Genomic DNA, 22727 nt, shown 5'->3' on the forward strand with positions numbered 1-22727 from the left:
ACGCTTAGACTGGCCATGACAGGATAAAGCACTTCTTATTTCCGAACTATCTAGATTCGGACTAGAAGACTCAGGCCGTGAGAGTCCGTGCCACAAGTTCCCAGCAAACCATAAGTTTCTGCTAAATCTTTGACTAAAGCAGTTTGTATGGGACTCGGTTTCCAAGGATTCGGATTACCGTAAGCATAGTAAATCTCTACACCATCAATCCCGAAACGGGCTGCTTCTGGGATTAGTTTATCTGCTGTCGATCGATACCTGCAAGGATGTGCGAGAACTGCTAAACCTCCTGCTTCATGAATAGCTTCAATTACCCTAGCTGCTGAATAACAATAAGTGCCTTCTGTACTTTTACCTCGTAGGTATGGTTTGAGACTGGGATGTTGCGGATCAAAGGCGTAACCGAGAATGTGTACGTCGTTGTTGAGCAATTCGGCATTAATTTCAGCGCCTGTCCAGAGACTAGGTGCTTCGCTATTTTTGTCGGCATGGTTTAATTTCCAATTATCCAGCCAAATTTGAGCTTGAACGTAGCCTTTGGTGCTGTGGTGGTCGGTGATAGCTAAGCCCTTGAGGCCGCGGGCTATGGCTTGTTCCATCAATTTCTCTGGCTGCAATCGCCCGTCGGAGTTGACTGTGTGCATATGAAAATTATAGGAACCCGGACAGCTATCGGCATCAATTGTCTGAAAGACTTGTTTGAGTGCTGAGATATTCTGGGCTTCTGGTTTGAGACTAGAACTTGTTGGGGAAGCGAGATTGACAGCCATAAGCGTTATTATAAAAAAAACTAACCTTGTTTAATATATCTAATAAATTGATATGTTGCACCTGTGGCAATAGTCTGCTGTGGGGTTTCAACCTCTGGCGGATTGTTGCGTTCGGCACCAGATATCAATTCACTCGCACATCTTGCACAATTCTTTATCCAGAATTTTATTGTCAGGTGGGGGCGGGTTTATGAGATTATTGATTTTAAGCAATTTATAGTTGGTAAAACTCGCCTCTATAGGTTTGGGTAGAATGCGACAAGATATCAATTTACTCGCACCTATTGCATCATTCTCAGCAACAGGCTTTCCGGCCTGTTCCACAAAGAGTAAATTTTCTTGTGGAGTGGGCATCCGGCCCGCCCTTAAAAGGTTTGTGGAAAATGCCACAATATATCAATTCAATCGCACTTTAAACCTGCATCTGCGGCTGTAGGAAATTCGTTCGGCACAAATGTAACTCCAAACTGTTCTCTAGAACAAGGTACAATATGTGCCACTCGTTTAGGAGGGTTTTTCCGATTTCCAGTCTTGGAGTCAAACTCAATTATACCCGTGGCTCCCTCGGCTTTAAAGTTTGGATCGGCTAAGGTTTTTTGCATTCCTTCGCGACTTGGTTCCGGCTGCATTTCGAGGGCTTTAATCAGCGTCCGGGCGGCATCGTAGGTTAAGGCCGATCGAGTATTGACCGGGCCTCCCCACAATTTTTCAGCGTTGTGCGGAAATTTTTTGTCAAAACTTATTAACGGATGCCAAAACACAGATATGCCCAGTTTTTCAATAGACTTTAACTCTTTTGCTACTTCTAACGTTCTCGGCTCGTACAGAGTCCAAGGCCCGACAATCCAATTGCGATCGCCATTAGCTTTAATCATTTCGATCGCATTTTCCAGGGAATTAGTCACTTGACCATCGGGAATGACAAGTAAGGCTGTTTTTCCGGCTTTCTCAACTTCTTTGATTGCTGCTTCGGCGTCTAAATTTTTTTTAGATAAATCGTAATAATTCCTAATTCTAAAAGTCGAGCCTCCTTTGGCTTCAAATTGCTCTTTGAATTCTTCCCACAAAGAAGCGCTAAACGGACTGTTCGGATTGTAAAATACTGCGGCTTTTTTCTCACCAACCAAGAGCAGTTGATTTACTAAAGCTTCAGCTTCTATGCTAGTTGTAGGAGCCGTCCGAAAGAAAAATTTTCGAGGTTTTCGCGTCAGTTCTTCTGTTGTGCTTCCCGGAGAAATGGCGATTAGTTGATTTCGATTGTAAATATCTACGGTTTCTACAGTCATGTCGCTGGTGTAGTGTCCGATAACTGCTAGAATATCGGGCTGAGCGACCAGATAATTAGCCCTTTGAACCGCGTAGGATTTGATATTGCCATCATCAGCAATGATGACTTGGAGACCTTTTCCTTTAATAGCTTTTGGTTGGAGAAAGCCTTGACCGGGAAAATTTTTATTGTTCTCATTTGCAGCCAGAAGACCTAAATTAACTTCGGTTTGAGCTTGAGCAATGCCACGAAGCAGTTCTTCTGCTAAATTTGCGTTGAGGATGCTGCCGTCCTGATTGCGGCGGATGGGAACAACAATTGCGATCGTGTAATATTCTGCATTTATTGCCTTCAGCAGAGCATTGTTGATGTAAATTAAAGTTTCTGGATCTCTGCGGTCTTCCCGCCAGGACTGTTTGAGTAATTTTAAAGCTTCGGGATAATTTGAGTCGGCAAACTCATTGATTCCCCTTTGTTTTGACCACAGGGCGGCGGTTTGCACTAAGAGTTTTTCGCCGGAACTTACGCCATCGGCGGAGGGTGTAGGCAGCGTTGGTTGCCGGGAAATTCTGGGGATTAGCGGGGAAATTCTGGGGATTAAAAGTACGATCGCCCCAAAAGCCGCAATTCCCGCAACGCCGAACAGCAGCCAGCGCCAGCCCGATCGCAACTTCCGCGAAGTTTTGGGTAACTTGGACCCTTCGACGATCGACAAATCTAAGTCTTGCAAAACTTCATTAACAGATTGGTAGCGGTCTTGAAAGTGGAAACGCACCATCTTGTTTACAATATTTTTGAGCTTGTAGCTAACTTGTACCGCAGGGCGATCGGGCGTCGAGTAATCCCAGATAATTTCACAAGTTTCGGGGTCTTGCGGCAGATTGGTGGGACGTTGGCCCGTGAGGGCTTGAATCGCGATGATTCCTACTGCATAAATATCATTGTAGGGTTGCGGGAGAGACCGCGGATTGTATTGTTCAGCAGGCATATAACCGCTGGTGCCGATCGCCTGCGATGTTAATATTTCACCAGTAGAGTTAGAGGTAAAAGTGCTGATTTCTTTGACGGCCCCAAAATCAATTAAAACAATTTTTTGATCGGTTTCGCGCCGAATTAAGTTAGAAGGTGTAATATCGCGGTGAATAATATTTTCTTGATGGACTGATTTTAGTATTTCCAGAACTTCCCGCAACAAAGCAACAGTTTGTTGCTCATTCCACCGATCGCCCGCAGTGAGTTCTTGACTAAGCCGATGTCCTTCAATATATTCTTGAACTAAGTAAAAATAATTGTTTTCTTCAAAGCTATCGAATAATTCGGGAATGCGCGAGTGTTTGCCGAGACGGCGCAAAGCGCTAGCCTCCCTTTCAAATCGCTGCCTTGCCCTCTCCAAGACGCGCGGATCGTTCGATGGGGGAAAAGGAATTTCCTTAACAACGCACAGAGGATTATTAGGTTTGTTTATTTGTACAGCCGTGTAGGTTCTAGCAAACCCTCCCTCTCCCAACAAAGCAAGAATTTCGTACCTTTCATTCAGGATATGCCCTAAGTTGACACACATAAATTTTCCAACACCTCTTGACAGGCTGCGGCTTTTAATGTTGATTATAAGGACTTAAACCAAAAATTAGTCCCTTTTATTGTAAAATCCATTGTAGTGTAGTTGGCGCTTCCACGTCGAAAAACTCTCATAAAGGAAACAACTCCCACCGCCATCCCCCCATGCTTCGATAAAGGGTGTCGTCGCGAGAGACGATGTTTTTACCCACAAATCCCAAAAAACAGGGTTCACCCTCATCATAGATGACTCAGGTTTAGCGAAAAAGTGGCTCTTTAACTACAAGAATTTGCCGACAATATATGGCGTGAAATCGCCAAAACTGATAACTGGATAGTCTTAGTACCTACACATTTATATTAGGGAGTAAAAAGTTTGTCATTAGATGTAAGTTGTTAAGCATTTAAACTACGATCAGAGCCTTACCTTTTAAAGTTAAGACTGTTAATATCGCCGCAGTTTGTAGCAGTGCTAGGAAAAATTATCCGGTAATTTTAAGCTGCGTCTGAAAGAACACTTGATTCCTCATAATGGTTTTAAGCTCGAACGTTTTGGCTTTATTTGATATTCTCATTCCGGCGCAGCCGGAATGAGAATATCAAATCCGCGCTTCCGAAGTCGGGCGTAAAGTCGAATCAACCTGCCAACAAATAATTCGCGGAATTTTCATTCTTTTGACTCACCGTCAACAGTCAACAGTCAACAGTCAACAATCATAAGGAGTGCAACCGGAATCGATATGATTCCTCTACAAAGCTAATAAAAGAGCCGTGTAAATTCCGGCACCAAGGGCAAATGCCCAAAACCGACTTTCTCGTTCTTCGGGCAATTCTTCTTTGAGGACGTTGAGAACAATTCCTCCGGCTAAAAAAGCAAATAAAACTGCGATCGCAGTTTTTCCAATTTCAGTAGCGCTACCCAACACCCACCCCACAATAATAGCTGCTGCTAGTATCCAGCGTCCGATGCGATCGTAAATATGCTTGTGGTGTTCCCGCAAACCAGAGTCGTTCACTGCAAAGTGCAGTGCCATTGCACAAGAAAACAACAGCAGATTGGTAATGCCCGGTTGTTCCCGATGCAGCAGCAGATAGCCAATCAGAGCGTTGTAGATTGAAAAAGAGCCAATGTGCAACCAAAAAACACCAAGACTGGTCACATCCTCTGCGCCACGCTGACGAGATAAATTTGCAATTCGCTCCAGGCCGTAAAATACAGTCAATCCTAACAAAGCTATTAAATAAACATGGTGTTCTAAATAGGAAATAACGCCTGATTCTACTTGCTTTAATACCGCTTGATGCTGATTTAATTCCGGTAAAATATGCACAAAAACATAAGCTACCGAAACCCCACTTGCTGCTGAAAGCCAGCGGTTGCGAGGAATAGGAGCAAACCGCAACTTTCCACAAAATAAATGTGTCAGCGCTAAACCAATGGCTATCAGGGCGGTTAAAGCTAAAGTATTAGGAGCCGATCGCAAAGCTGCTGTTATTACCATAATTCGGCTCTACCAAATTAATCCTGTCTTAAAGCTTTAATGACTTGGTGATACCGCTCTTGCACATCTTTCTGGTCTTGCTCCTGAGAGATTTGTTGGCGGCTACTATTTAAAATCATATCCGCGTGACGGCGTAAAGCTTCTCGTTGTTTGGAATTGTGGGTGTAAGTAGCGATGCAAGCTAGAGCTTCCAATAAGCGAATTGTGACCGCCACATCTGATTTACTGTACTGGCGAATTTGGTTAAATGCAGTATCGACTAACCCTTCAAACGTCACTCCTTCAACAATGACGCGCAAATTATGTTCATCGTCGTAGCGATAGGGGGAGGGAAAATCCCTTTGAGCGAGGCGGGATAATCCGGCGCTGAGTCGATCAATACACCGAATCGCAGTAAACGGATCGTTGATCCCAGGAGAAATCGCCCGCAACGCAATTTCAACTAATTGATCAATGGGAAATTCTACATCTTGATATTCAGTCCGTTCGTGGCCCAGAATAAAAGCATCGTTCATCTTTTGGTTCAGGCTTTGATTCACCTGTTTTTCCGGGAAAACCATCGCTAAATCGCTGCCCTTGACGATAAACTTTCCCGGTCGAGTTTTAAGACGTACAAGCAGATTGTAATGACGGGCAATTTTCATTAATTCGTCGTCATCGATTGCTTGCAAATAACCCTCGCCAGTGGCTTTGATTGGACTTGCTTCCGAGTTAAAGTTTGCAGGAATTTCTCCCCCTTGTCGCGAGTTGTTCGCTTTACCTTCTCCGATTTTTTCGGGAAACAGACGATCTAGAGCTTTGTCTAAATCGCCACTAACCTGAGTAATTACATGGGACGCTTGAATAATGGTTGATGCGTGATGGATAAAGTAAATCAGTACGCCGATACTGGCAATTGCCAATCCGGTACCAACTGTAACCGAGAGTTGGGGTACAAAGAGACTGTATCCTTCTCCTTCTCCATGAATGGTTCGCAGTACGAGCAAACAGTAAATAAACGTAGCAATGAAAGTGCCAAGCACGATTTGATTGCCCGTATCCTGCATAAAACTACGCAGCAATCGGGGGCCAAAATTGGAACTCGCCAACTGAAGGGCCACAATAGTAATGGAAAAAGCTGTAGCAACAACGCTGATCATTGAACCGGCAACCGATGAAAGAACCGCTCGCGCACCATCGGCTCCACCCGTGTAAATCCACCTCCAGTTTGGTATATTACCCGATCGGTCAAGTGTCAGCATTGCGATCGCTAAAATCATCGACGCCACCGCCATCAACGTTGGGATAAACCAGTAGCTAGAGTGCAGCGAGTCCCAAATTTTGCTTAACTTGACATTTTTCATGAGTTGGGGTGGGGTTAAGATTGCCCGTTGCCGTCTTGTGGCGATCGCTGTTCAATTAGTTGTCGCAGAGAACCGCTGATGCTGCGGGGTTTGGGAACTTCGCCACTACCAGCGGGCCATCCTTCGCGTTGACGTTTGCGATCGCCATCCGTCTCTTCGGTTTGATCGTGAAACAAAATTTGCTGCGTAGGAAAGGGCAAGTCGATGCCATTGGCAGTCAGCTTTTCCTTAATCGCAGAAAGTACCTTGTCCCGCGATCGCAGATCGTCAATTCGTCGCGGCGGAGCAATCCACCATCGAGCGCGGATATTGACGGTACTTCCTGCAAGTTCCATCAGCAGCACGTCAGGAGCAGGGTCATTCAAAACCTCATCCACACTGTGCATGGCTTCCATCATTAACTGCTTGGCTCGGTTAATATCATCGCCGTAGCCGATACCAACGTCGTATTCCATCCGGCGTTTATCAAAGGCGGTATTCACAGTAACAGAATTGGTGAACAATTCCGCATTGGGAACTACAATCCGGCGACCATCATAGGTTCGGATTGTTGTAGCGCGAGTTTCAATATTTTCTACTGTTCCCTCAAAGTTTTTAAACACAATCTGGTCATCGATTTGGAACGGTTCCGTCAAAAGAATTAGAATACCAGCTAGGAAGTTTTGTAAGATATCGCGAAAGGCAAAACCAATCGCTACCCCGCTAATTCCCAGCAGTTGCACCAAATCGCCTGCTCTAAATGTGGGAATTACAATCGACAAGGCAATAAACAGACCAACCAGAACAGTAATACCCTGCGCTAACCTTCCTAACACCAGTCCCAAATTCCGGGATTGGCGGTGGTTACGGGTAAGCCGCCTGACCGATCTCTTAATTGACCTGCCCACAAAGAAAAAGATTGCAAAAACAACGAACGCTAGTATCATATTAGGCAGCAGGACAATGAAGTCATTGATCATGCTCTCAATCTTGTCCCAGACTCCAGATATTTCTGCTGTCATAAAAGTTCCTCTTGCATCAGTCGTTATTGATAGTAGTGAACTACCCCGCGCTGACATAAAGGTACAGCGTGAGCTTCTGAATTCAACGGGGATTGCGTCAACTTGGACTTGCGTCCCAGTCTCGGACTCACATCCCCTCCATCAGCAGAAGTCCTGGTTCCCAAGACCCATAGCATTCTGATTCCTTCTGCTCTGATATTTATTGAGGCGTTTCCATCCCTATCGTGATGAGTACCGCAATTAGGACAAGTCCATGTCCTAACATCTAATGGCATTTCACTCACCTGATAATGACAGTTTGAGCAGAGTTTAGAGCTAGGAAACCATCGGTCAATCTCTACCAACACTTTACCTTCGCGGTCTAGTTTGTAATGCAAGAAATTGACAAACATTCCCCAACCTACATCAGAAATTGCTTGAGCTAGTTTGTGATTACGAACCATGCCCTTAACATGAAGGTTTTCGACTACGATGACTTGGTTATCGTCAACAAGCCTTCTAGATAGCTTATGCAAGTAGTCTTGACGGACATTGCTAATTCGTTCGTGAACCCTAGCAACCAGTTTCCTGGCTTGATTTCTAGACTTGCTTCCTTTCTCCTTTCTGGCTAGTTTTTGCTGTTTTCTTTTAAGGTTGCGTTCATGTTTTGCTAAATGCTTGGGATTAGGGTACTTGGATGTCTTGATGCCATCATTAACAACAGCAAAATCTTTCAATCCCAAGTCAACTCCGGCAACTTTTCCATCGGTGCAAGCAACTGGTTTATCTCCTTCGAGTTCTGTCAGCACAGAGGCATAGTATTTCCCCGAAGGAGTAACACTTACAGTTACGGTTTTGATGGTTCCTTCAATCGGTCGATGTAACTTGACTTTGACAATGCCGACACGACCGGGAAACTTGAGAAAGTCGTCAACAAGTTTCACTGATTGCGGGTACTGGATTGATTGCCTATTTTTCTTGGCTTTGAATCTAGGGTATTGAGCTCTAGACTCAAAAAAGTTCTTGTAAGCAGTTACCAGGTTGAGCGTAGTGGATTGCAAAACCTGAGAATAACACTCCGACAACCATTGTGTTTCTTCTTGTTTTTTGAGATTCGGTAGGAGCTTGTTCAATGCAATTTGAGTCAAGCCTTTGCCCGTGGCTTTGTAGGTTTCAATACACATATTTAGTGCGTAATTCCACCACCAACGGGAACAGCAAAAGTGCTGAGCTAGTATCGTTTGTTGTTCAATTGTCGGATACAGTCTAACGTTGACGGCTTGATGCTGCATTACTTCCACCTCCTGTTAGGATTATCTACATTTCTGATAAAAAGTCAACCGCCTCTGCAAATTTTACCGGGTTTGACCGGATAAAATTTCCTTGGGGAAGTCCATGTATCCCAACGCTGACCCAACGGGTACAGCGTGGGACTTATCGCTCCCCCAAACCCCCTCAAAAGTTAAAATTAGCCACGTCAAACTCTATCTTAAGGCTGTAGATTACTTTAACGTGAGGCTAATTTAGGACTTACACAGCCACCGTAAATATTGGGGATGGTTCGTTGCAGAAAGCTAACGCACCAACAATTTGTTTCAAGTGGATATCGAAGCCACATCTTGAGCGTTGAGTTTTTGTGCGATCGCATCCAGCACCCTCTGTTCTGCTTCAGAAACCTCTCCGCTATTTTCGGCAATGCGACGGCATTGAGCTAATAGCGGTACTGCAAAGTCGGGGTTAAGTTGCTCTAACAATGCACCCAATGGTTGAGGGGACTTGATGTTAGCAGCAATCCTTTTGAGAGAATCAGCATTTAATTGCAAGACCTTCAATTCTGGCAGAATATCTTCCCAGTTTTTGTTGGGATAACTTGCCAAAATCATGTGAACCATAATTTGATCCATTCCTGCTTGCTGGGCGATCGCCACATCGAGATATTTCTCGCTTTGTTGCTGAATCGCTTGCAGCGTTTCGGTGCCAGGTTCTTCAGTCTCTTCCCTCAGTTTGGCTTCGTAAAACTGGCGCGCCGCATATCCCAGCGCGTACAGCATCGTAGCATTGGTACTCGCACCAATCATCGCGCCAGCCAGCGGTACGTTGCGTAAAAAGCCCAAACCAGCTCTCATTGCGTTGCTACCGCCTAGCGCTAACCCAAAAATTGCCAAAACCTCGCCTTTTCGGGCTGGCTGTTGCAAATCCATCCCATAAGCGGCGGCAATTTCATAAACCATTTCGGTTTGAATCGCAGTAGTCGCGGCTAAATCGATCGCCAGCAGTGCAGCCGCGACACCGGGTAAAATGCTGCTAGCAAATCCGACACCACCGGCGCGGATCGCTTTTTCCACCATAATGCGATGGGCAATTTCGCTGGGATCTTCATTGGGATACTTTTGTTGGAGTTCCTTGACTTGAGCTTCGGCTTTGGCTAAGTCGATGCGATCGCTGACCCCAACTAACCAATCAAGCCTGAGTAACCCTGCCACTGGTTTAACAAAGGGAAGATTGCCAACATAAGTTACCGCATCTCCGGTTCCTTGCGTCGCTTGTCCAATCAATCGATAAGTTTGTTTAGCAGCAGCTTCCCCCCAATCAAATGCTGTGTCAAAAACCGCTTTGCCTGTACTCAGTGCAGATTCTGTTGTCTCGGCAATGAAATTTAACAAACCAGACTTTTGCTGTGAATTAGTTTCTTTTTTTGAGTTTGATTGGTCATCCATCACTGTTTTTTCAATTAACTACAATACGCCAGATTTTCTGCTTGGACGTAGCCTCTCAGAGGCACTGTAATCGGCACCCAACCATCCGTTCCTATACTTTCAATCGTCACTCTTCGTCCATCCGCGACGACTCCAAGGCTTTCCCCATCAGTGGAAGGTGCTTGATGTACGTTAATTCCTCTGGCCGCTGCAACTTGGCGGCAGTTAGTAGGAGGCGGGGCGGTTGCGGCTTCACACGCTCCGAGAAAACCACCATATACGTAGCCTTGTATCGGGGCTGTAATTGGTACCCAGCCATTCTCACCAAGACTTTGAATCGTCACATTTCGTGCGGAACCGATGATGCCAACCGCTTCGCTGTTAGCCGTCGCTTGTCGCCGAACATTAAGACCATTCCTAGCAATAACCTGGCGACAGCTATCCGGTACTTGCGCTAGTAAAGATTCACCTTGAATCTGCATTTTATTTGTATTAGCGGCGAACGAGGGAGCAACTAATACCGTTGCCGTTAACAAGATCGAATTTGTTAACCTTGTATATTTTTGCCAGATACTCTGCTGTGGCATCGCTTTATCTCCTTTTAAATCTCTATGCCAAAACCTTAGAAAAGGTTTTTAGCTCGTTCATCTTCTCCAAGAAAAGATGAATCATCATCCCAATGGTATAAAATAATTCGACTCCCTCCTGTGCTTGTTGAATTTTCAGGTTTTATCATCGCTAATCAAGCATAAACGCGAGGTTTGCGAGCGCCAAGAGCAGCACCACTCATTGCCGCTGCCAAACTTAGCAAAGAGCCAAGTAGAAATGACCAAGTAGCTTTAGCTGTATTACCAGCTATATCGCGAACTTGATTTGCGTCTACATTCGGCGCTTGATTCGGTATATTAACGCCGCCCTGTTGTTGTACTTGATTGGCAATTTCTCCAGCATTAGCAGCCGCAGCGCCAACAGCACCCGATATCCCGCTTCCTAATAACCAAGCACTAAGTGCTAATGTAGCTCCCCAAAGAATTGCTGCATTCAAAAATGCTGTTTTCTTAGTCATAGGGCCGCAGCTTTGAGCCATCACCCAACCGCCCAAAAATAGGGAAATCAGCAAACTGATAATCGACCAAATTACTACCCCAATACCAACGGAACCTGCATCCGCACCTGTTGCACCTGCGGTTAATCCGATCGCCATTGCCAAAGCGCTTAAAATTAATTGAGTACCCAGAGCGATCGCAATTCCTGCCAAAATTGGCCCCCACCTCACTTGATCGTGGTAATCCACCAGCGGATTGACGATTGTAGGCTCAGTGAGTGGACTGCCCGATCGATCTGGATAAGTCATAAAAGATTAACCCCTGCGTTACGTTGTTACTTGTTTTCCGTTGCTTGTAGTTTAATTTTACTTAATAAGTATTACTAGAATATCTACCGAGGGGCATAATATTTTCTTATTTGATGATTTTAACGATCAAAAGTAGTAATTTCGATTTATGAGCGAAATTTCATCCAGAAAAAACCCCCGCAGCTAGTTAGAAATGTCCTTAATTTTGTAGGCTCTCGCGTAGTTGAAGTGATAATAAAACCTGAGAAATACTTGTGAGATATTTTGGCATAAAGGTTGTAGGTTAGCTCAACCCAACCTACGAATAATTAGATCCATTTATCACATTCAGTAGGGGAGAGATAAATTCATCTACCTAAAGATAGAAAAATATAAAAAAATATTGCTATCTTGATAATTTTCAATTTGCTGAATCATTCATAAGAAGGAAGTATTAGACCTGATATCTATCTAAAGTAGGTACACAAGTTGATGTAGATAGTACAGGAAACAACAATGTTACTTTACAAAATTGAGGATTTTAATCCCAACTACCGCCAAGCAGCTTTTGAGGACGACGATATCAAAGGGCTTGATGTGTATGGCGGAAGTACCGATGATAAAATTGGCACGATCGATACTGTGCTGGTAGATGAGACAGGACGTTGCCGCTATTTTGTGGTAGAGACTGGTTCTTGGATTTTTGACAAAAAAGTTTTACTTCCCATCGCTCTTTGTCGCATTGATTTTAATGGGCGGCGTGTTTACGCTACAGGTTTGCGGAGTAAAGACCAAGTGGAAAAACTACCCAGGTATGAGCATGGGATAGCAGTTGATTACGATTATGAAGAACAAGTGCGGGGTATTTATCGAACTTCAACAGTAGAAGCGTCTGTACCAGTAGAAGCATCATTACCTTTAGAAGCACCCGTTCCAGTTTCTACCACGCATTCTGTCTTGCCTCAAGCTAGTAATCCTGCTTATGACCGGGATACCTATACTTACGATCGAGAGCCCCAATTGTATCAGATGAACGAACAGGATCATCAAAAACTAAAACTGTACGAAGAACGATTAGTTGCAGATAAAACCCGTCGCAAAACAGGCGAGGTAATAATTGGCAAGCAAGTTGAAACCAAAACGGTACAACTTGAGGTTCCTGTAGAAAAAGAGCGAGTTGTGATTGAGCGCACTACTCCAGAATATGCAGGGAGTCGAGTAACTCCAGATACCGCCTTCAAGCAAGAAGAAATGGCACATTTGGAAATCTACGAAGAAACTGTCAATATCCAAAAGCAAGCGTTCGTGCGCGAGGAAGTGCAAGTCAGAAAAGAAGTTGAGCAAGATACGGTTGAGGCAACAGACACAGTACGTCGCGAAGAGTTAGATGTTGTAAAAACAGAAGGGGAAGCGGATATAAAAAAACGTAATCCGCTCTAACTCAGCCAAATAGTCTCGTTAAAAATGCCAAAATCAGGAGGAGATTTCTCATGTCTAATCGCAGCCATTTACCGTCAATCAGCGTAGCCTTTTTAGCTTTAGCCGTTAGTGTCAGTGGCACTGGTTTTGTGCTAAGTTCCCAGCAAGTTGCTGCTCAACAAGCTAAATCGCAATTTCCTGATGTACCGCCGAATTACTGGGCGCGTCCGTTTATTGATTCCTTAGCTGAAAAAGAGATTGTTACCGGATATCTAGACGGAACTTTTAGACCAAAACAGGTTGTGGATCGGGATGAATTTTCGGCGATGATCCACCAAGCTTTTAATCGAGCAAGCGTTAGAAAGATACCCAGTGGAAGTTACTTTAAGGATGTGCCTCAAAACTACTGGGCAGCAACTCCGATTAAAGAAGCTTATGAAACGGGATTTATGAATGATTTTCCCGGAAAGGAGTTTCGTCCGAAGCAGCCCTTGACTAAGGCACAAGCATTAGTTGTGTTAATGAGGGGTTTAAATATGGATTTTAATCCCCCTGTTGTCAAAACCGATCAAGCTGCTGCAACTCCAGCAAAGCCAACTCCAGTAAATAAACGTCGAATTGCTAGGAACCGTTTGGCATTTCCCCTCGCAGCGACTGTTTTGATGCAGCCGTTATTACCTGTAGTGGCAAGGCAGCAGCCTGCGGCTGCGCCCGCACCTAAACCGGCTAAGACTGTTCCACCAACAACGACAAAAGCTGCAACTGCGCCTGCTAAAAATTCGGCATTAGATTTTCTCAATTCCTACTATAAAGATGCCGAGAAACTTCCTAAATATGCGGTTGAGCCAGTAGCAGCAGCGACAAAGGCAAAGATAGTGGTCAACTATCCAGATCCCACAGTTCTTAATCCGAACGAGTTGCTGAGTCGGGGTAGTGCTACTGCCCTAATTCATCAAGCTTTGGTCAATCAAGGTCAGATAGAACCGCTTCCCGACAAGAATACTGCTAAGTACATTCCTACGAGCCCACGTCGCTAGTTCTGCCATCAACATTAACTTTTTTACCCTAGGATTCTATTGACTCGAAACCAGCGATAGCCGTAGGCTTCTAAGGGAATAGATGGCGAATCGGCATCGAGAGATTCATACAGCCGATCGCCAAATAAATCGCACAGATTGCTGTATTCGTTAGATTTGAGCGTAGCGGTACAAGGTTTGTCGGCTAGATTGTGGACAGCAATCACCGTCCTGCCTTGCCAGTCGCAGCAGTGGGCTAACACCGAGGGAGAGTCGGTTTCCAGAATGTGCCACTTGCCCATACCCAACTCAGGACATTGCTTGCGGATGCTGATTGCACGTTCCATCCAGTTAATTAATGAGGCAGGATCGCGCTGCGCTGCGGCGACATTGACTTGTTTGTAACCGTATTCTCCGATCGCGATCGCAGGTCTGGCAAGGGCCTCAGTTGCAGCCGTCGAGAAGCCACCATTCGCTGCATCTGACCATTGCATCACCGTGCGGACGCTACCTCGACCTTCCAGCGAAAGGTCATCGCCCATGCCAATTTCTTCGCCATAGCGCAGCATGGGTGTACCAGGCAGAGTGAACAGCAAGCTGTAGACAAGTTCAATCCGGCGACGATCGCCTCCCATCATCGGTGGTAAGCGACGACGAATCCCGCGCCCGAAAATTTGCATCGTTTCATCAGGGGCAAATGCTGCAAAAATTTCTTCTCGTTCCGATGAAGTAATGCGGTCTAGCGTCAGTTCATCATGGTGGCGCACAAAATTAAGCCACTGACAAATATGAGGAATATCCGGTAAGGTTTTTAGTCCATCACGCAATGCTGTGGATTCTTGACGCGCCAGGGCCAAAAACAGATGCTGGTTCAGCAAAAAGTTGAACAGGATGTGCATTCTGTCGCCCTTATCAAAGTAGATAGGAATTTGCTCGCGATCGACATTTGCTTCCGCCAGCAACACTGCATCACCCTGACGCGATGACACAAAATCTCTCATTTCTTCCAAGAAACCTCGCAGCTTTTCGGGGTCTGCACCTTCGATGCCAATTCCTTTAATTAAAAAGGGAACAGCATCAATGCGAAATCCAGACACGCCCAGTTCTAGCCAGAAACCCATAATTTTGCAGATTTCTTCTCGTACCGCCGGATTGGCAATATTCAAATCTGGCTGTTCTTTATAGAAGTGATGCAAATAGTAAGCGTTTGCTTGTTCGTCGTACTCCCAAATACTGTCCTCGGCATCAGGAAATACCAGCAATTCTGGATCAGTTTTGGGTGGATTTTCTGACCACACATAGTAATCGCGATACTTGGAGTTTTTATCGCTTTTGGCTGCCACAAACCAAGGATGCTGATTGGACGTATGATTTACTACCAGATCGATCAGCACGCGAATTCCTCGTTCCCTTGCTTGGTGCATGAACTCGACAAAATCTCCCAGGGTTCCCAGTCGCGGATCAATGTTGTAGTAATCCATCACGTCATAACCATTGTCTCGGTTAGGGGAAGGATAAAACGGCAGCAACCACAAACAAGTAATTCCTAGCGCGGATAAATAGTCTAGGCGGTTGATAAGTCCCTGAAAGTCGCCGACACCATCGCCGTCCGAGTCCATGAAGGTTTCAACATCGAGGGAGTAGACAATTGCGTTTTTATACCAGAGGTCTTTCATATCAGTAAATTTCTTAATAGAGAAACTGTGTAACATGGCTGTGTTCAGAAACACGACCACAGGGCTATTTAGAAAGCTGAATTCCACGGCTATAGCTCATCCTTCGGAAGATGAGCCTAAGTTATGTTTGTCCAGATTCAAAATCTATCCATCTCAAGCTCGATGAAATATCTGTCACTATAATAAATCAATTACGAAAAAAAAACGGTTGCTCATGCTGACTACCATTAGCAGGAGCAACTGCTACCAATTTCCGATTAGATGTTCATGCAAATAGTCAACTTGTTTAGCTTGTAGCTACACTGTCTTCGATCTCTTTCGCCAAGACAGTGCAAAATCGCCAACCTTAGTTAAATCGGCCAGCGCTTTTAAGTCCTTACGGCATAGCAGTTGTGTTTGCCTTTAGCGATCGCCAATGTTGCCAACTAATCTTCTACCCAATTGAGTAACCCAAGAGAAGTAACAGCTCCAAAAAAGTGAGCGCCAATCAGATTGACGTTTGCCATCGTCACAAAAATATCTAGGGAACGAATCACATTTTCTGGCGCATAAGCTGCCATCGCTTGGGGCTGACTAAGAGTTTTTGCTAGGACTACAGCAACTGTTTCTTCAGAAGCAACAAAGGCGATTAATACCCCCACTAAACTAGAAACTAATCCAATCCGTAAGGTGTGAGTAATATGTTCTTTGCTGGGATATACCTGGGAATTTTCTGCGTGCAAAAGTCGGCCTAAAAGCCTATAGCGAAAATCCCAAAAAATTCTAAAGCACAGCAATAACAGACCAACTATGGCTAAAAATATGCCGAACCCAATACCTGCATTATTATTGGTTTGTTCGCTCATGTTGCGACCCAACATAGCAAATAATAAAACAATGCCGGAAACAGCACCAAAAAATAACTGTATCCAAAAGCTAAATCTACTAAACAAGCGAAAAGTTGCGACGAATTCGCTTTGGGTCAGCGGTTGCGACAAGGATTCTGGTTGATTCAGTTGATTCATTATATACACCTTATTGCTGAATTGCTCATGAAAGCCAACGACGTAAGAAATAGGTTCTGCTTGTCTTCCTGTAGCAAGCGATCGCCTTGTGGTTAGCTATTAGATTTTTCCTGAAAAGTCAGTTAAGGGCAGGACAGGATGCCGGATGTTTGGGAACCGAATTCGGCAATTTCCGGTAAAGAAAAGGTGGAACTCAACACAGCCACTGCAGTTGTGGTTGATTTGATTTTCCTACAATCCTCCCGGTTCTGAACAATCAACTTCTTACGACAATGGGAATTTAGAGTCTTAAAAATCGACTTAGGCAAAACGTCTATTGTCTTTGTTCACCATTTCAAAATCTTGCTTCAATCTCCATTTAATCTAACTAGCCCAACCTTGCCATCTGTCTGATGCCATAAGAAAATATCCACCTGATGGAAGATGATTGAGGAAAAATTTATGATATAGCCTTGAGTTAAGTGCGATCGATCGCACTATTGGCGATCGATGCTGGATTCCCAACTGTGGCACTGGGGCGCATCCATTCTTGCAACGTCCATAAGCTAGTTAAGGCAGTTATTATAGGGCCACCCAACGATCAGCCTTTTTCCGGCTTTTTACCCTCAGCGATCCGATGAAATTATCTCAAACTGCGAAGATGGTTGAATGGGTTGATTGGCAGGCGTTGCATTAAGCATGAGTTTTATTGGTATTACCAGCATTATTGGTTTGTTTGGCAAGTTCCACTGCCTTTTGTGAACGGGATTCTGGCATTCATATTAGCCTTAATTCCCTATAGGGACACAATTTTAAGCGTAAGTCCACCGCTGCTGTGGCCTTTATTAAATTCGCCTTCAAAAACAGGCGCGGTGTTGTTGCTTTATTTCCTAATTCAACAAATTGAAGGCAATTTTGTCACACCTATCATTATGAAAAAGCAGGTATCTTTGCTTCCGGCTTACACCTTAGCTCTCGTGACAGCATTCGGATTTTTCTTTGGTTTTTTGGGATTATTTTTAGCGCTACCAATTCTAATTGTTATTCAAATTTGGGTTAAAGAAGTTTTAATCAAAGATATACTAGACCCCTGGCAGACTGCTCCATCAGAGCCAGTAAATAACCCATAAAGCTATATTTGTCAAGCCCAATTTATGTGAAATTTATCAATCAATCAACCGATGATACTCCCGCTCAAGACAGATGACAAACATCTCTACATAAGCTAATAATTAGGTTAATAAATAATAATATAAATAGTTTGTTTAATAACTCAGTTAACTGGAAAGGAATGCACCATTGCCTATGGCAGCAGTCGTGAGCAACTAAATTGTCAAAAAATATGAAACGGGACAACTCACCAACCGACAGCATTAAAAACTCAATTGGACAGGCAGCTTCTCATCCCTGGTTTGAGCGACTGGCAAGATTGGGATATGCTTCCAAAGGCTTAGTTTACTTTATTGTCGGTTTTTTAGCAGCACAAGCAGCCTTTAGTATGGGCGGCAGGACAACCGATACTAGCGGTGCCTTATCAGCAATTGTTAACCAACCCTTCGGAAAATTTCTGCTATTTCTGGTAACGATTGGCATTATTGGTTATGCCCTTTTGCGTATCGTTCAGACAATTCTCGACCCAGAACACGAAGGACAGAAAATGGATGCCAAGCGAATTGCCCAACGCATTGGCTACGCCTTAAGTGCTTTAGCTTACGCAGGTTTGGCTTTAACGGCTGTAAAACTGATAATGGGTTCGGGCGGTGGTAATAGCGATACAAGCGAAGATTTGACAGCCCAAATTTTAGCACAACCTTTTGGACAATGGCTGGTAGGATTGGCAGGATCAATTGTTATTGGTGTAGGATTTTCTTATTTTTACGAAGCATATAAAGCCAAATTTCGCCGCCATTTCAAGCTAGATGAAATGAGCCAAACCGAGCAAACTTGGGCTACACGGTTGGGTCGGTTCGGAATTGCTGCCCGTGGAGTTGTTTTCGTTATAATCGGTTTTTTCTTAATTCAAGCAGCAAGGCTATCGGATGCCAGTCAAACGAAGGGATTGGGCGATGTGTTGGGAATTCTGGCACAACAGCCTTTTAGTCCAGTGATTTTGGCTCTAGTACCTTTGGGTTTAATTGCCTATGGCATCTACTCGGTAATTGAAGCTCGCTATCGGCGAATTTTCGGTTCATAAGCTTGCCCGTTATACAGAAAGTTAGGAATTTTGAGTACAAGATTTTTTTTACTTATCTAACTCAAAACTCATAACTTTTACAAGGCATTTTGATTCAATCACCTACTTTTAAGTCGGGATATTTTAACTCACAACTCAGGGCGGGCACGGAAGCACCGCCCCTACTGTACTCAAAACTCCTAAAAACTTATGGCAAAAATTGGTTATCATGTTTCCCATGAACAGTTTAAGCCCAGCGAACTGCTGAAATATGTCCAAATGGCAGAACAAGCTGGCTTTACCCATGCCCTTTCTTCCGATCACTTTCATCCTTGGAGTGAAGCGCAAGGACAAAGTGGTTTTGCTTGGTCTTGGTTGGGTGCAGCAATGCAAGCAACGCCGAGGCTTTCCTATCGGGTTGTTTGCGCTCCCGGACAGCGGTATCATCCGGCTATTATTGCCCAAGCTGCGGCAACGTTGGCAGAAATGTTTCCCAATCGTTTTTGGCTAACGGTTGGCAGCGGTCAAGCGTTGAACGAACATATTACTGGGGATAAGTGGCCTACTAAGAGCGATCGCAACACGCGGCTCAAAGAATGTGTCGATATTATCCGCGCCCTTTGGGCAGGAGAAACCGTCACCCATCGCGGTTTAGTGTGCGTAGAAGATGCAAAACTCTATACCCGCCCGGAAATTCTCCCATTAATTATCGGCGCGGCAGTTACCCCAGAAACCGCAGAATGGGTGGGCAGTTGGGCTGATGGATTAATTACTACTTCTCGCCCACCTGAAAAGTTAAAAAAAGTCGTCGATGCGTTTCGTCGCGGTGGCGGAGAAGGGAAACCAATGATTTTGAAAGTGCAGCTTTCCTATGACAGTAATGCAGAGAAAGCACTACAAGGCGCTCATGATCAATGGCGTAGTAACATCTTCAAAAGCAAAATGTTGACAGAACTGATAACACCCGATCAATTTGATGCCGCCGGGGAGTTTGTGCAACCAGAGGAGTTATATCAACACGTCCGCATCTCGGCAGACCAAGAGCAGCATATTGAGTGGTTGCAAAAAGATATTGAATTGGGGTTTGATCAATTAATTTTGCACAACGTTAACCGAGAACAAGAGCAGTTTATTGAGGTGTTTGGCGAAAAAGTAGTGCCAGCGCTGACCAAAACTTGATCTTGGCATCTACCTAATTCAAGACTTTGAATTCTGATTTAATAATTGCTGAATCTCACCCCGCAAGGCAGCAATTTCCGTTTGAAGTGATGCAATTGATTTCGCTCCTGCTAATTCTGCTTCGTCATCCTCTGCATCGCGACCAATAAAAAATGTGGCGATGGTCGCAGTTACATAACCAAAAACCGCAAACGCATAGAGTGCCAGAACAAGGCAAAGTATGCGACCTTCTGGCGTTTTGGGCCAATATTCCGAACCCATTGTCATCATTAGCATTGCCGTCCACCATAAGGCTGTGCCGTAATTATTTAACCCGGAGGAACCATCGGCGACATCTTTTTCAAAAGCATACATCCCTGCTGCACCTACCAAGGTAATAATTATCGTTAGTCCTACGACATAACCAAATCCGCGACGGCTAACACTCGCAGCTAATGCCCGCATCCCTCGATTCGTACCAGTCATAACTCGCAACAACTGCAAACTTCGCACAGCCCGTGCCGTTTTGAATGCTCGCACCACTCGTACAATCCTCAAGGTACGCAAAGCAGGCAGCAGCAGAGAAAAAGCCGTTATCCAATGGCTTTTGATATAGGAAATTTTGCGGGGAGCCAAGGCAAATTTAACTAGAAAATCTGCAATAAAGATAATCCAAATAGTAGTGCTAACGACTTCTAGCAGTGGATTTAATCCCCAAATTAATTCAATAATAAATAGGGCTAGCCACACAAATGCCAGCACCAGCATGGGAGCTTCCAGCCAATCTTATAGCTGTAGCAAAATCTCGCCTTGCTCTTGTTCTATGGCTTGTTTTTTGGCTAGGTTGGGGTTGTTCATCTACCTACCAAATCATTAAAAGTTGGTCTTTTACGCTGCATTTTAGCATAAGCTTTCGCCAACGGCACAGCAGTAAAGCCGTGGGGGATTATTGACGCGCAAACAATTAGGCTACCAATGACCCAAGCTAACTCTAATCCCGTTTTACGTAGCGCCAGCATGGCATAGAAAATCGCTGCCGCCCCGATTGGACCAAACCATCCTAAAAACAAAGTATCCTGCCAGCTTTTTAGCTAATCCAGCTCCTATGGGCTAAGACAGCGCAACTACAAAACCTTGTTAAATTCATTCGCACTCTAACGCCCTTCCCTCTTCACCTCCAACTCTTCACGCCGCAGTGTTTCCGTTGCCTCAACCATCTCCGTTTCAACTTCTTTCCTGATGTTAACTTCTTCGCGCACGAAAGCTTCTTTTTTGATCTCAGCAGTTTCTTCGTAAACGTCCATACGCATCATTTTTTCCTGCTTGAAGGGAGTATCCCGATTTACTGGCGCACCTGCCTTTTCGGGAGTTATACTTTCAATTACCACTCGCTCTTTTTCTGTTGGAACGGAAACTCGTGCCGTTTCGGTTTCTACTCGCTTGCCAATTGCTACCTCGCCAGCTTTGTGACGGCTTTTTTCTGCAACCAGTCGTTCTTCGTAGAGTCGGAACTTGTGATGCTCGCGCTCGTTCATCTGATACAATTGAGGCTCTTGTTCGTATGTGTAGGTGTTTCGGTCATAACCAGCCGTCCTAGCTTGATTAGAGACAGAACGCGGCATAGAAACTGGTGCAGATGCTTCTAAAGGCAATGATGCTTCTACAGGTGCAGACCCTTCTACCGTTAGACTACGATAAACACCCCGAACTTGTTCTTCATAATCGTAATCAACCACCATCCCATCCTCATACCTGGGCAGTCTCTCTGCTTGGTCTTTACTGCTCAAACCCGTCGCGTAGATGCGCTCTGCATCAACATCCACTCGACAAAGAGCAACTGGAACTAATACCTTCTTGCCAAATATCCAGAAACCAGTGTCAACAACAAAATATCGGAAACGCCCTGTCTCATCAACTAGCGCTGTATCAATAGAGCCAATCTTCTCATCTGTATTTCCAGCATAGATATCCAGACCTTTGATATCTTCGCCATTAAAAGCAGCTTCGCGGTAGTTGGGATTAAAATCTTCAATTTTGTAAAGTAACATACCAGTCTTTCCTTTTCTATCTATATCAACTTATAACCCCATTTTAGATAGACCTCAAATTTGATGCTTCCTTCTTATGAAGGATTAAGTGAAACAGAATAGTAGGATGAGTATATTTATTTTAAAATTTTTATGTCTTTGGATAGATGACTTTTTATTTTTGAGCTGGGTTCACTCTCCTCAAGTTTCACAATAGGTTTTTAACTATTTTTATAAAAAAATACATTTATAAATTAGAATTTGATACTCTACATTAACGCATAAAAAATATATAGCAATCCTAAATGATTTGTGTAATTCTTATTGTAGGGGCAAACCCCCCGTGGTTGCCCCGCATTGGCTGGGGTAGGCACTCTTAGCACTACCCCTACATATTTTTCCAAGTGATGCGACGATTGCTATATACATAATTTTTTATTGGAAAAATAGACTTTTATCCCACATTCCGCACCCTGAACTGTCACACTACGAATTTTCGGAGTTTGGCTAAATTGAACTGGCGAGCGCAAGTCCAATTTCCCACTTCTGTGTATAAAAAATGATTAGTTGGGTTCACAAAATTCCGCAAAAACCGATTGTGACAGTGGAGGGTGCGGAAAGTGGGTTTATGTGAGATATTTTGGGGAAACATATTTGAACAACTTTGCCTTGATTATGCTACTCCCTATGTTGAAATATCATTATGAATATATGCAATGTCGCCTCTTCAGCAATCAATTTACAATAACTAATAACTAATAACTAATAACTAATAACTAATAACTAATAACTAATAACTAATAACTAATAACTAATAACTAATAACT

18 protein-coding genes and 1 pseudogene are annotated in these 22727 nt (G+C 44.2%); 6 read left to right on the forward strand and 13 right to left on the reverse strand.

Features of this window, described 5'->3' with window-relative positions; all coding sequences use genetic code 11:
* Window positions 1-50 precede the first annotated feature (50 nt).
* Both QUA83_RS01015 and QUA83_RS01020 read right to left on the reverse strand, forming a co-directional pair.
* Window positions 51-770, reverse strand: a complete 720-nt coding sequence (locus tag QUA83_RS01015; protein WP_333290934.1) for a PHP domain-containing protein — start codon at window positions 768-770, stop codon at window positions 51-53.
* Window positions 771-1171: 401 nt separating this feature from the next.
* Window positions 1172-3598 (reverse strand): bifunctional serine/threonine-protein kinase/ABC transporter substrate-binding protein, encoded by a 2427-nt coding sequence (locus tag QUA83_RS01020; RefSeq protein WP_333290935.1) that lies wholly within the window; start codon window positions 3596-3598, stop codon window positions 1172-1174.
* 129 nt (window positions 3599-3727) lie between these two features.
* Here QUA83_RS01020 and QUA83_RS01025 point away from each other — a divergent pair.
* A pseudogene (locus QUA83_RS01025) lies at window positions 3728-3955 on the forward strand (hypothetical protein); the annotation flags it as partial.
* A 388-nt stretch (window positions 3956-4343) separates the two neighbouring features.
* Here the strand turns inward: QUA83_RS01025 and QUA83_RS01030 are convergent.
* From QUA83_RS01030 to QUA83_RS01060, 7 genes are all read right to left on the reverse strand, one after another.
* Window positions 4344-5096 (reverse strand): hypothetical protein, encoded by a 753-nt coding sequence (locus tag QUA83_RS01030; protein ID WP_333290936.1) that lies wholly within the window; start codon window positions 5094-5096, stop codon window positions 4344-4346.
* A gap of 17 nt (window positions 5097-5113) precedes the next feature.
* Window positions 5114-6439 carry a DUF2254 domain-containing protein gene (locus QUA83_RS01035; protein ID WP_333290937.1) on the reverse strand — a complete coding sequence of 442 codons (1326 nt, stop codon included), beginning with the start codon at window positions 6437-6439 and terminating at the stop codon, window positions 5114-5116.
* A gap of 14 nt (window positions 6440-6453) precedes the next feature.
* On the reverse strand, window positions 6454-7440 hold the full coding sequence (locus QUA83_RS01040) for a mechanosensitive ion channel family protein (protein WP_333290938.1): 987 nt from the start codon (window positions 7438-7440) through the stop codon (window positions 6454-6456).
* 23 nt (window positions 7441-7463) lie between these two features.
* A complete protein-coding gene (locus QUA83_RS01045) occupies window positions 7464-8711 on the reverse strand; it encodes an RNA-guided endonuclease TnpB family protein (RefSeq protein WP_333290939.1) in 1248 nt (415 codons plus the stop codon).
* A gap of 303 nt (window positions 8712-9014) precedes the next feature.
* On the reverse strand, window positions 9015-10136 hold the full coding sequence (locus tag QUA83_RS01050; protein ID WP_333290940.1) for a hypothetical protein: 1122 nt from the start codon (window positions 10134-10136) through the stop codon (window positions 9015-9017).
* A gap of 14 nt (window positions 10137-10150) precedes the next feature.
* Window positions 10151-10597: an SH3 domain-containing protein gene (locus QUA83_RS01055; protein WP_333290941.1), complete on the reverse strand. Its 447-nt coding sequence runs from the start codon at window positions 10595-10597 to the stop codon at window positions 10151-10153.
* A 260-nt stretch (window positions 10598-10857) separates the two neighbouring features.
* The gene (locus QUA83_RS01060; RefSeq protein ID WP_333290942.1) at window positions 10858-11469 is read right to left on the reverse strand and encodes a hypothetical protein; all 612 of its coding nucleotides are present in this window, start codon (window positions 11467-11469) and stop codon (window positions 10858-10860) included.
* Window positions 11470-11964: 495 nt separating this feature from the next.
* Between QUA83_RS01060 and QUA83_RS01065 the strand changes: the two genes are divergently transcribed.
* Window positions 11965-12888 (forward strand): DUF2382 domain-containing protein, encoded by a 924-nt coding sequence (locus QUA83_RS01065; protein WP_333290943.1) that lies wholly within the window; start codon window positions 11965-11967, stop codon window positions 12886-12888.
* A 50-nt stretch (window positions 12889-12938) separates the two neighbouring features.
* Entirely contained in the window at window positions 12939-13904 is a 966-nt protein-coding gene (locus tag QUA83_RS01070) for an S-layer homology domain-containing protein (RefSeq protein WP_333290944.1), read from the forward strand.
* A 23-nt stretch (window positions 13905-13927) separates the two neighbouring features.
* On the opposite strand, the gene QUA83_RS01075 is transcribed toward QUA83_RS01070, so the two are convergent.
* Both QUA83_RS01075 and QUA83_RS01080 read right to left on the reverse strand, forming a co-directional pair.
* The gene (locus tag QUA83_RS01075; protein ID WP_333290945.1) at window positions 13928-15559 is read right to left on the reverse strand and encodes an alpha-amylase family protein; all 1632 of its coding nucleotides are present in this window, start codon (window positions 15557-15559) and stop codon (window positions 13928-13930) included.
* Between the two features lie 425 nt (window positions 15560-15984).
* Window positions 15985-16563, reverse strand: coding sequence for a DUF3611 family protein (locus QUA83_RS01080; protein ID WP_333290946.1), 579 nt, complete (start codon window positions 16561-16563; stop codon window positions 15985-15987).
* 737 nt (window positions 16564-17300) lie between these two features.
* Here QUA83_RS01080 and QUA83_RS01085 point away from each other — a divergent pair.
* The 3 genes from QUA83_RS01085 (at window position 17301) to QUA83_RS01095 (ending at window position 19894) form a co-directional block, all read left to right on the forward strand.
* Window positions 17301-17672 (forward strand): AI-2E family transporter, encoded by a 372-nt coding sequence (locus QUA83_RS01085; protein ID WP_333290970.1) that lies wholly within the window; start codon window positions 17301-17303, stop codon window positions 17670-17672.
* A gap of 212 nt (window positions 17673-17884) precedes the next feature.
* A complete protein-coding gene (locus QUA83_RS01090) occupies window positions 17885-18736 on the forward strand; it encodes a DUF1206 domain-containing protein (RefSeq protein ID WP_333290947.1) in 852 nt (283 codons plus the stop codon).
* A gap of 189 nt (window positions 18737-18925) precedes the next feature.
* A complete protein-coding gene (locus QUA83_RS01095) occupies window positions 18926-19894 on the forward strand; it encodes a TIGR03885 family FMN-dependent LLM class oxidoreductase (protein WP_333290948.1) in 969 nt (322 codons plus the stop codon).
* A gap of 18 nt (window positions 19895-19912) precedes the next feature.
* Here the strand turns inward: QUA83_RS01095 and QUA83_RS01100 are convergent, their stop codons facing one another.
* On the reverse strand, window positions 19913-20641 hold the full coding sequence (locus tag QUA83_RS01100; RefSeq protein WP_333290949.1) for an ion transporter: 729 nt from the start codon (window positions 20639-20641) through the stop codon (window positions 19913-19915).
* A gap of 386 nt (window positions 20642-21027) precedes the next feature.
* The gene (locus tag QUA83_RS01105; protein ID WP_333290950.1) at window positions 21028-21921 is read right to left on the reverse strand and encodes a DUF2382 domain-containing protein; all 894 of its coding nucleotides are present in this window, start codon (window positions 21919-21921) and stop codon (window positions 21028-21030) included.
* Window positions 21922-22727: the final 806 nt, after the last annotated feature.

The organism is Microcoleus sp. K1-B1 (assembly GCF_036704705.1).
Taxonomy (GTDB): domain Bacteria; phylum Cyanobacteriota; class Cyanobacteriia; order Cyanobacteriales; family Microcoleaceae; genus Microcoleus.

What these genes read in the sequence shown, in the direction of transcription:
- QUA83_RS01015 (WP_333290934.1), bottom strand. Translation starts at nt 770, where the DNA reads ATGGCTGTCAATCTCGCTTCCCCAACAAGTTCTAGTCTCAAACCAGAA.
- QUA83_RS01020 (WP_333290935.1), bottom strand. Translation starts at nt 3,598, where the DNA reads ATGTGTGTCAACTTAGGGCATATCCTGAATGAAAGGTACGAAATTCTT.
- QUA83_RS01030 (WP_333290936.1), bottom strand. Translation starts at nt 5,096, where the DNA reads ATGGTAATAACAGCAGCTTTGCGATCGGCTCCTAATACTTTAGCTTTA.
- QUA83_RS01035 (WP_333290937.1), bottom strand. Translation starts at nt 6,439, where the DNA reads ATGAAAAATGTCAAGTTAAGCAAAATTTGGGACTCGCTGCACTCTAGC.
- QUA83_RS01040 (WP_333290938.1), bottom strand. Translation starts at nt 7,440, where the DNA reads ATGACAGCAGAAATATCTGGAGTCTGGGACAAGATTGAGAGCATGATC.
- QUA83_RS01045 (WP_333290939.1), bottom strand. Translation starts at nt 8,711, where the DNA reads ATGCAGCATCAAGCCGTCAACGTTAGACTGTATCCGACAATTGAACAA.
- QUA83_RS01050 (WP_333290940.1), bottom strand. Translation starts at nt 10,136, where the DNA reads ATGGATGACCAATCAAACTCAAAAAAAGAAACTAATTCACAGCAAAAG.
- QUA83_RS01055 (WP_333290941.1), bottom strand. Translation starts at nt 10,597, where the DNA reads ATGCAGATTCAAGGTGAATCTTTACTAGCGCAAGTACCGGATAGCTGT.
- QUA83_RS01060 (WP_333290942.1), bottom strand. Translation starts at nt 11,469, where the DNA reads ATGACTTATCCAGATCGATCGGGCAGTCCACTCACTGAGCCTACAATC.
- QUA83_RS01065 (WP_333290943.1), top strand. Translation starts at nt 11,965, where the DNA reads ATGTTACTTTACAAAATTGAGGATTTTAATCCCAACTACCGCCAAGCA.
- QUA83_RS01070 (WP_333290944.1), top strand. Translation starts at nt 12,939, where the DNA reads ATGTCTAATCGCAGCCATTTACCGTCAATCAGCGTAGCCTTTTTAGCT.
- QUA83_RS01075 (WP_333290945.1), bottom strand. Translation starts at nt 15,559, where the DNA reads ATGAAAGACCTCTGGTATAAAAACGCAATTGTCTACTCCCTCGATGTT.
- QUA83_RS01080 (WP_333290946.1), bottom strand. Translation starts at nt 16,563, where the DNA reads ATGAATCAACTGAATCAACCAGAATCCTTGTCGCAACCGCTGACCCAA.
- QUA83_RS01090 (WP_333290947.1), top strand. Translation starts at nt 17,885, where the DNA reads ATGAAACGGGACAACTCACCAACCGACAGCATTAAAAACTCAATTGGA.
- QUA83_RS01095 (WP_333290948.1), top strand. Translation starts at nt 18,926, where the DNA reads ATGGCAAAAATTGGTTATCATGTTTCCCATGAACAGTTTAAGCCCAGC.
- QUA83_RS01100 (WP_333290949.1), bottom strand. Translation starts at nt 20,641, where the DNA reads ATGCTGGTGCTGGCATTTGTGTGGCTAGCCCTATTTATTATTGAATTA.
- QUA83_RS01105 (WP_333290950.1), bottom strand. Translation starts at nt 21,921, where the DNA reads ATGTTACTTTACAAAATTGAAGATTTTAATCCCAACTACCGCGAAGCT.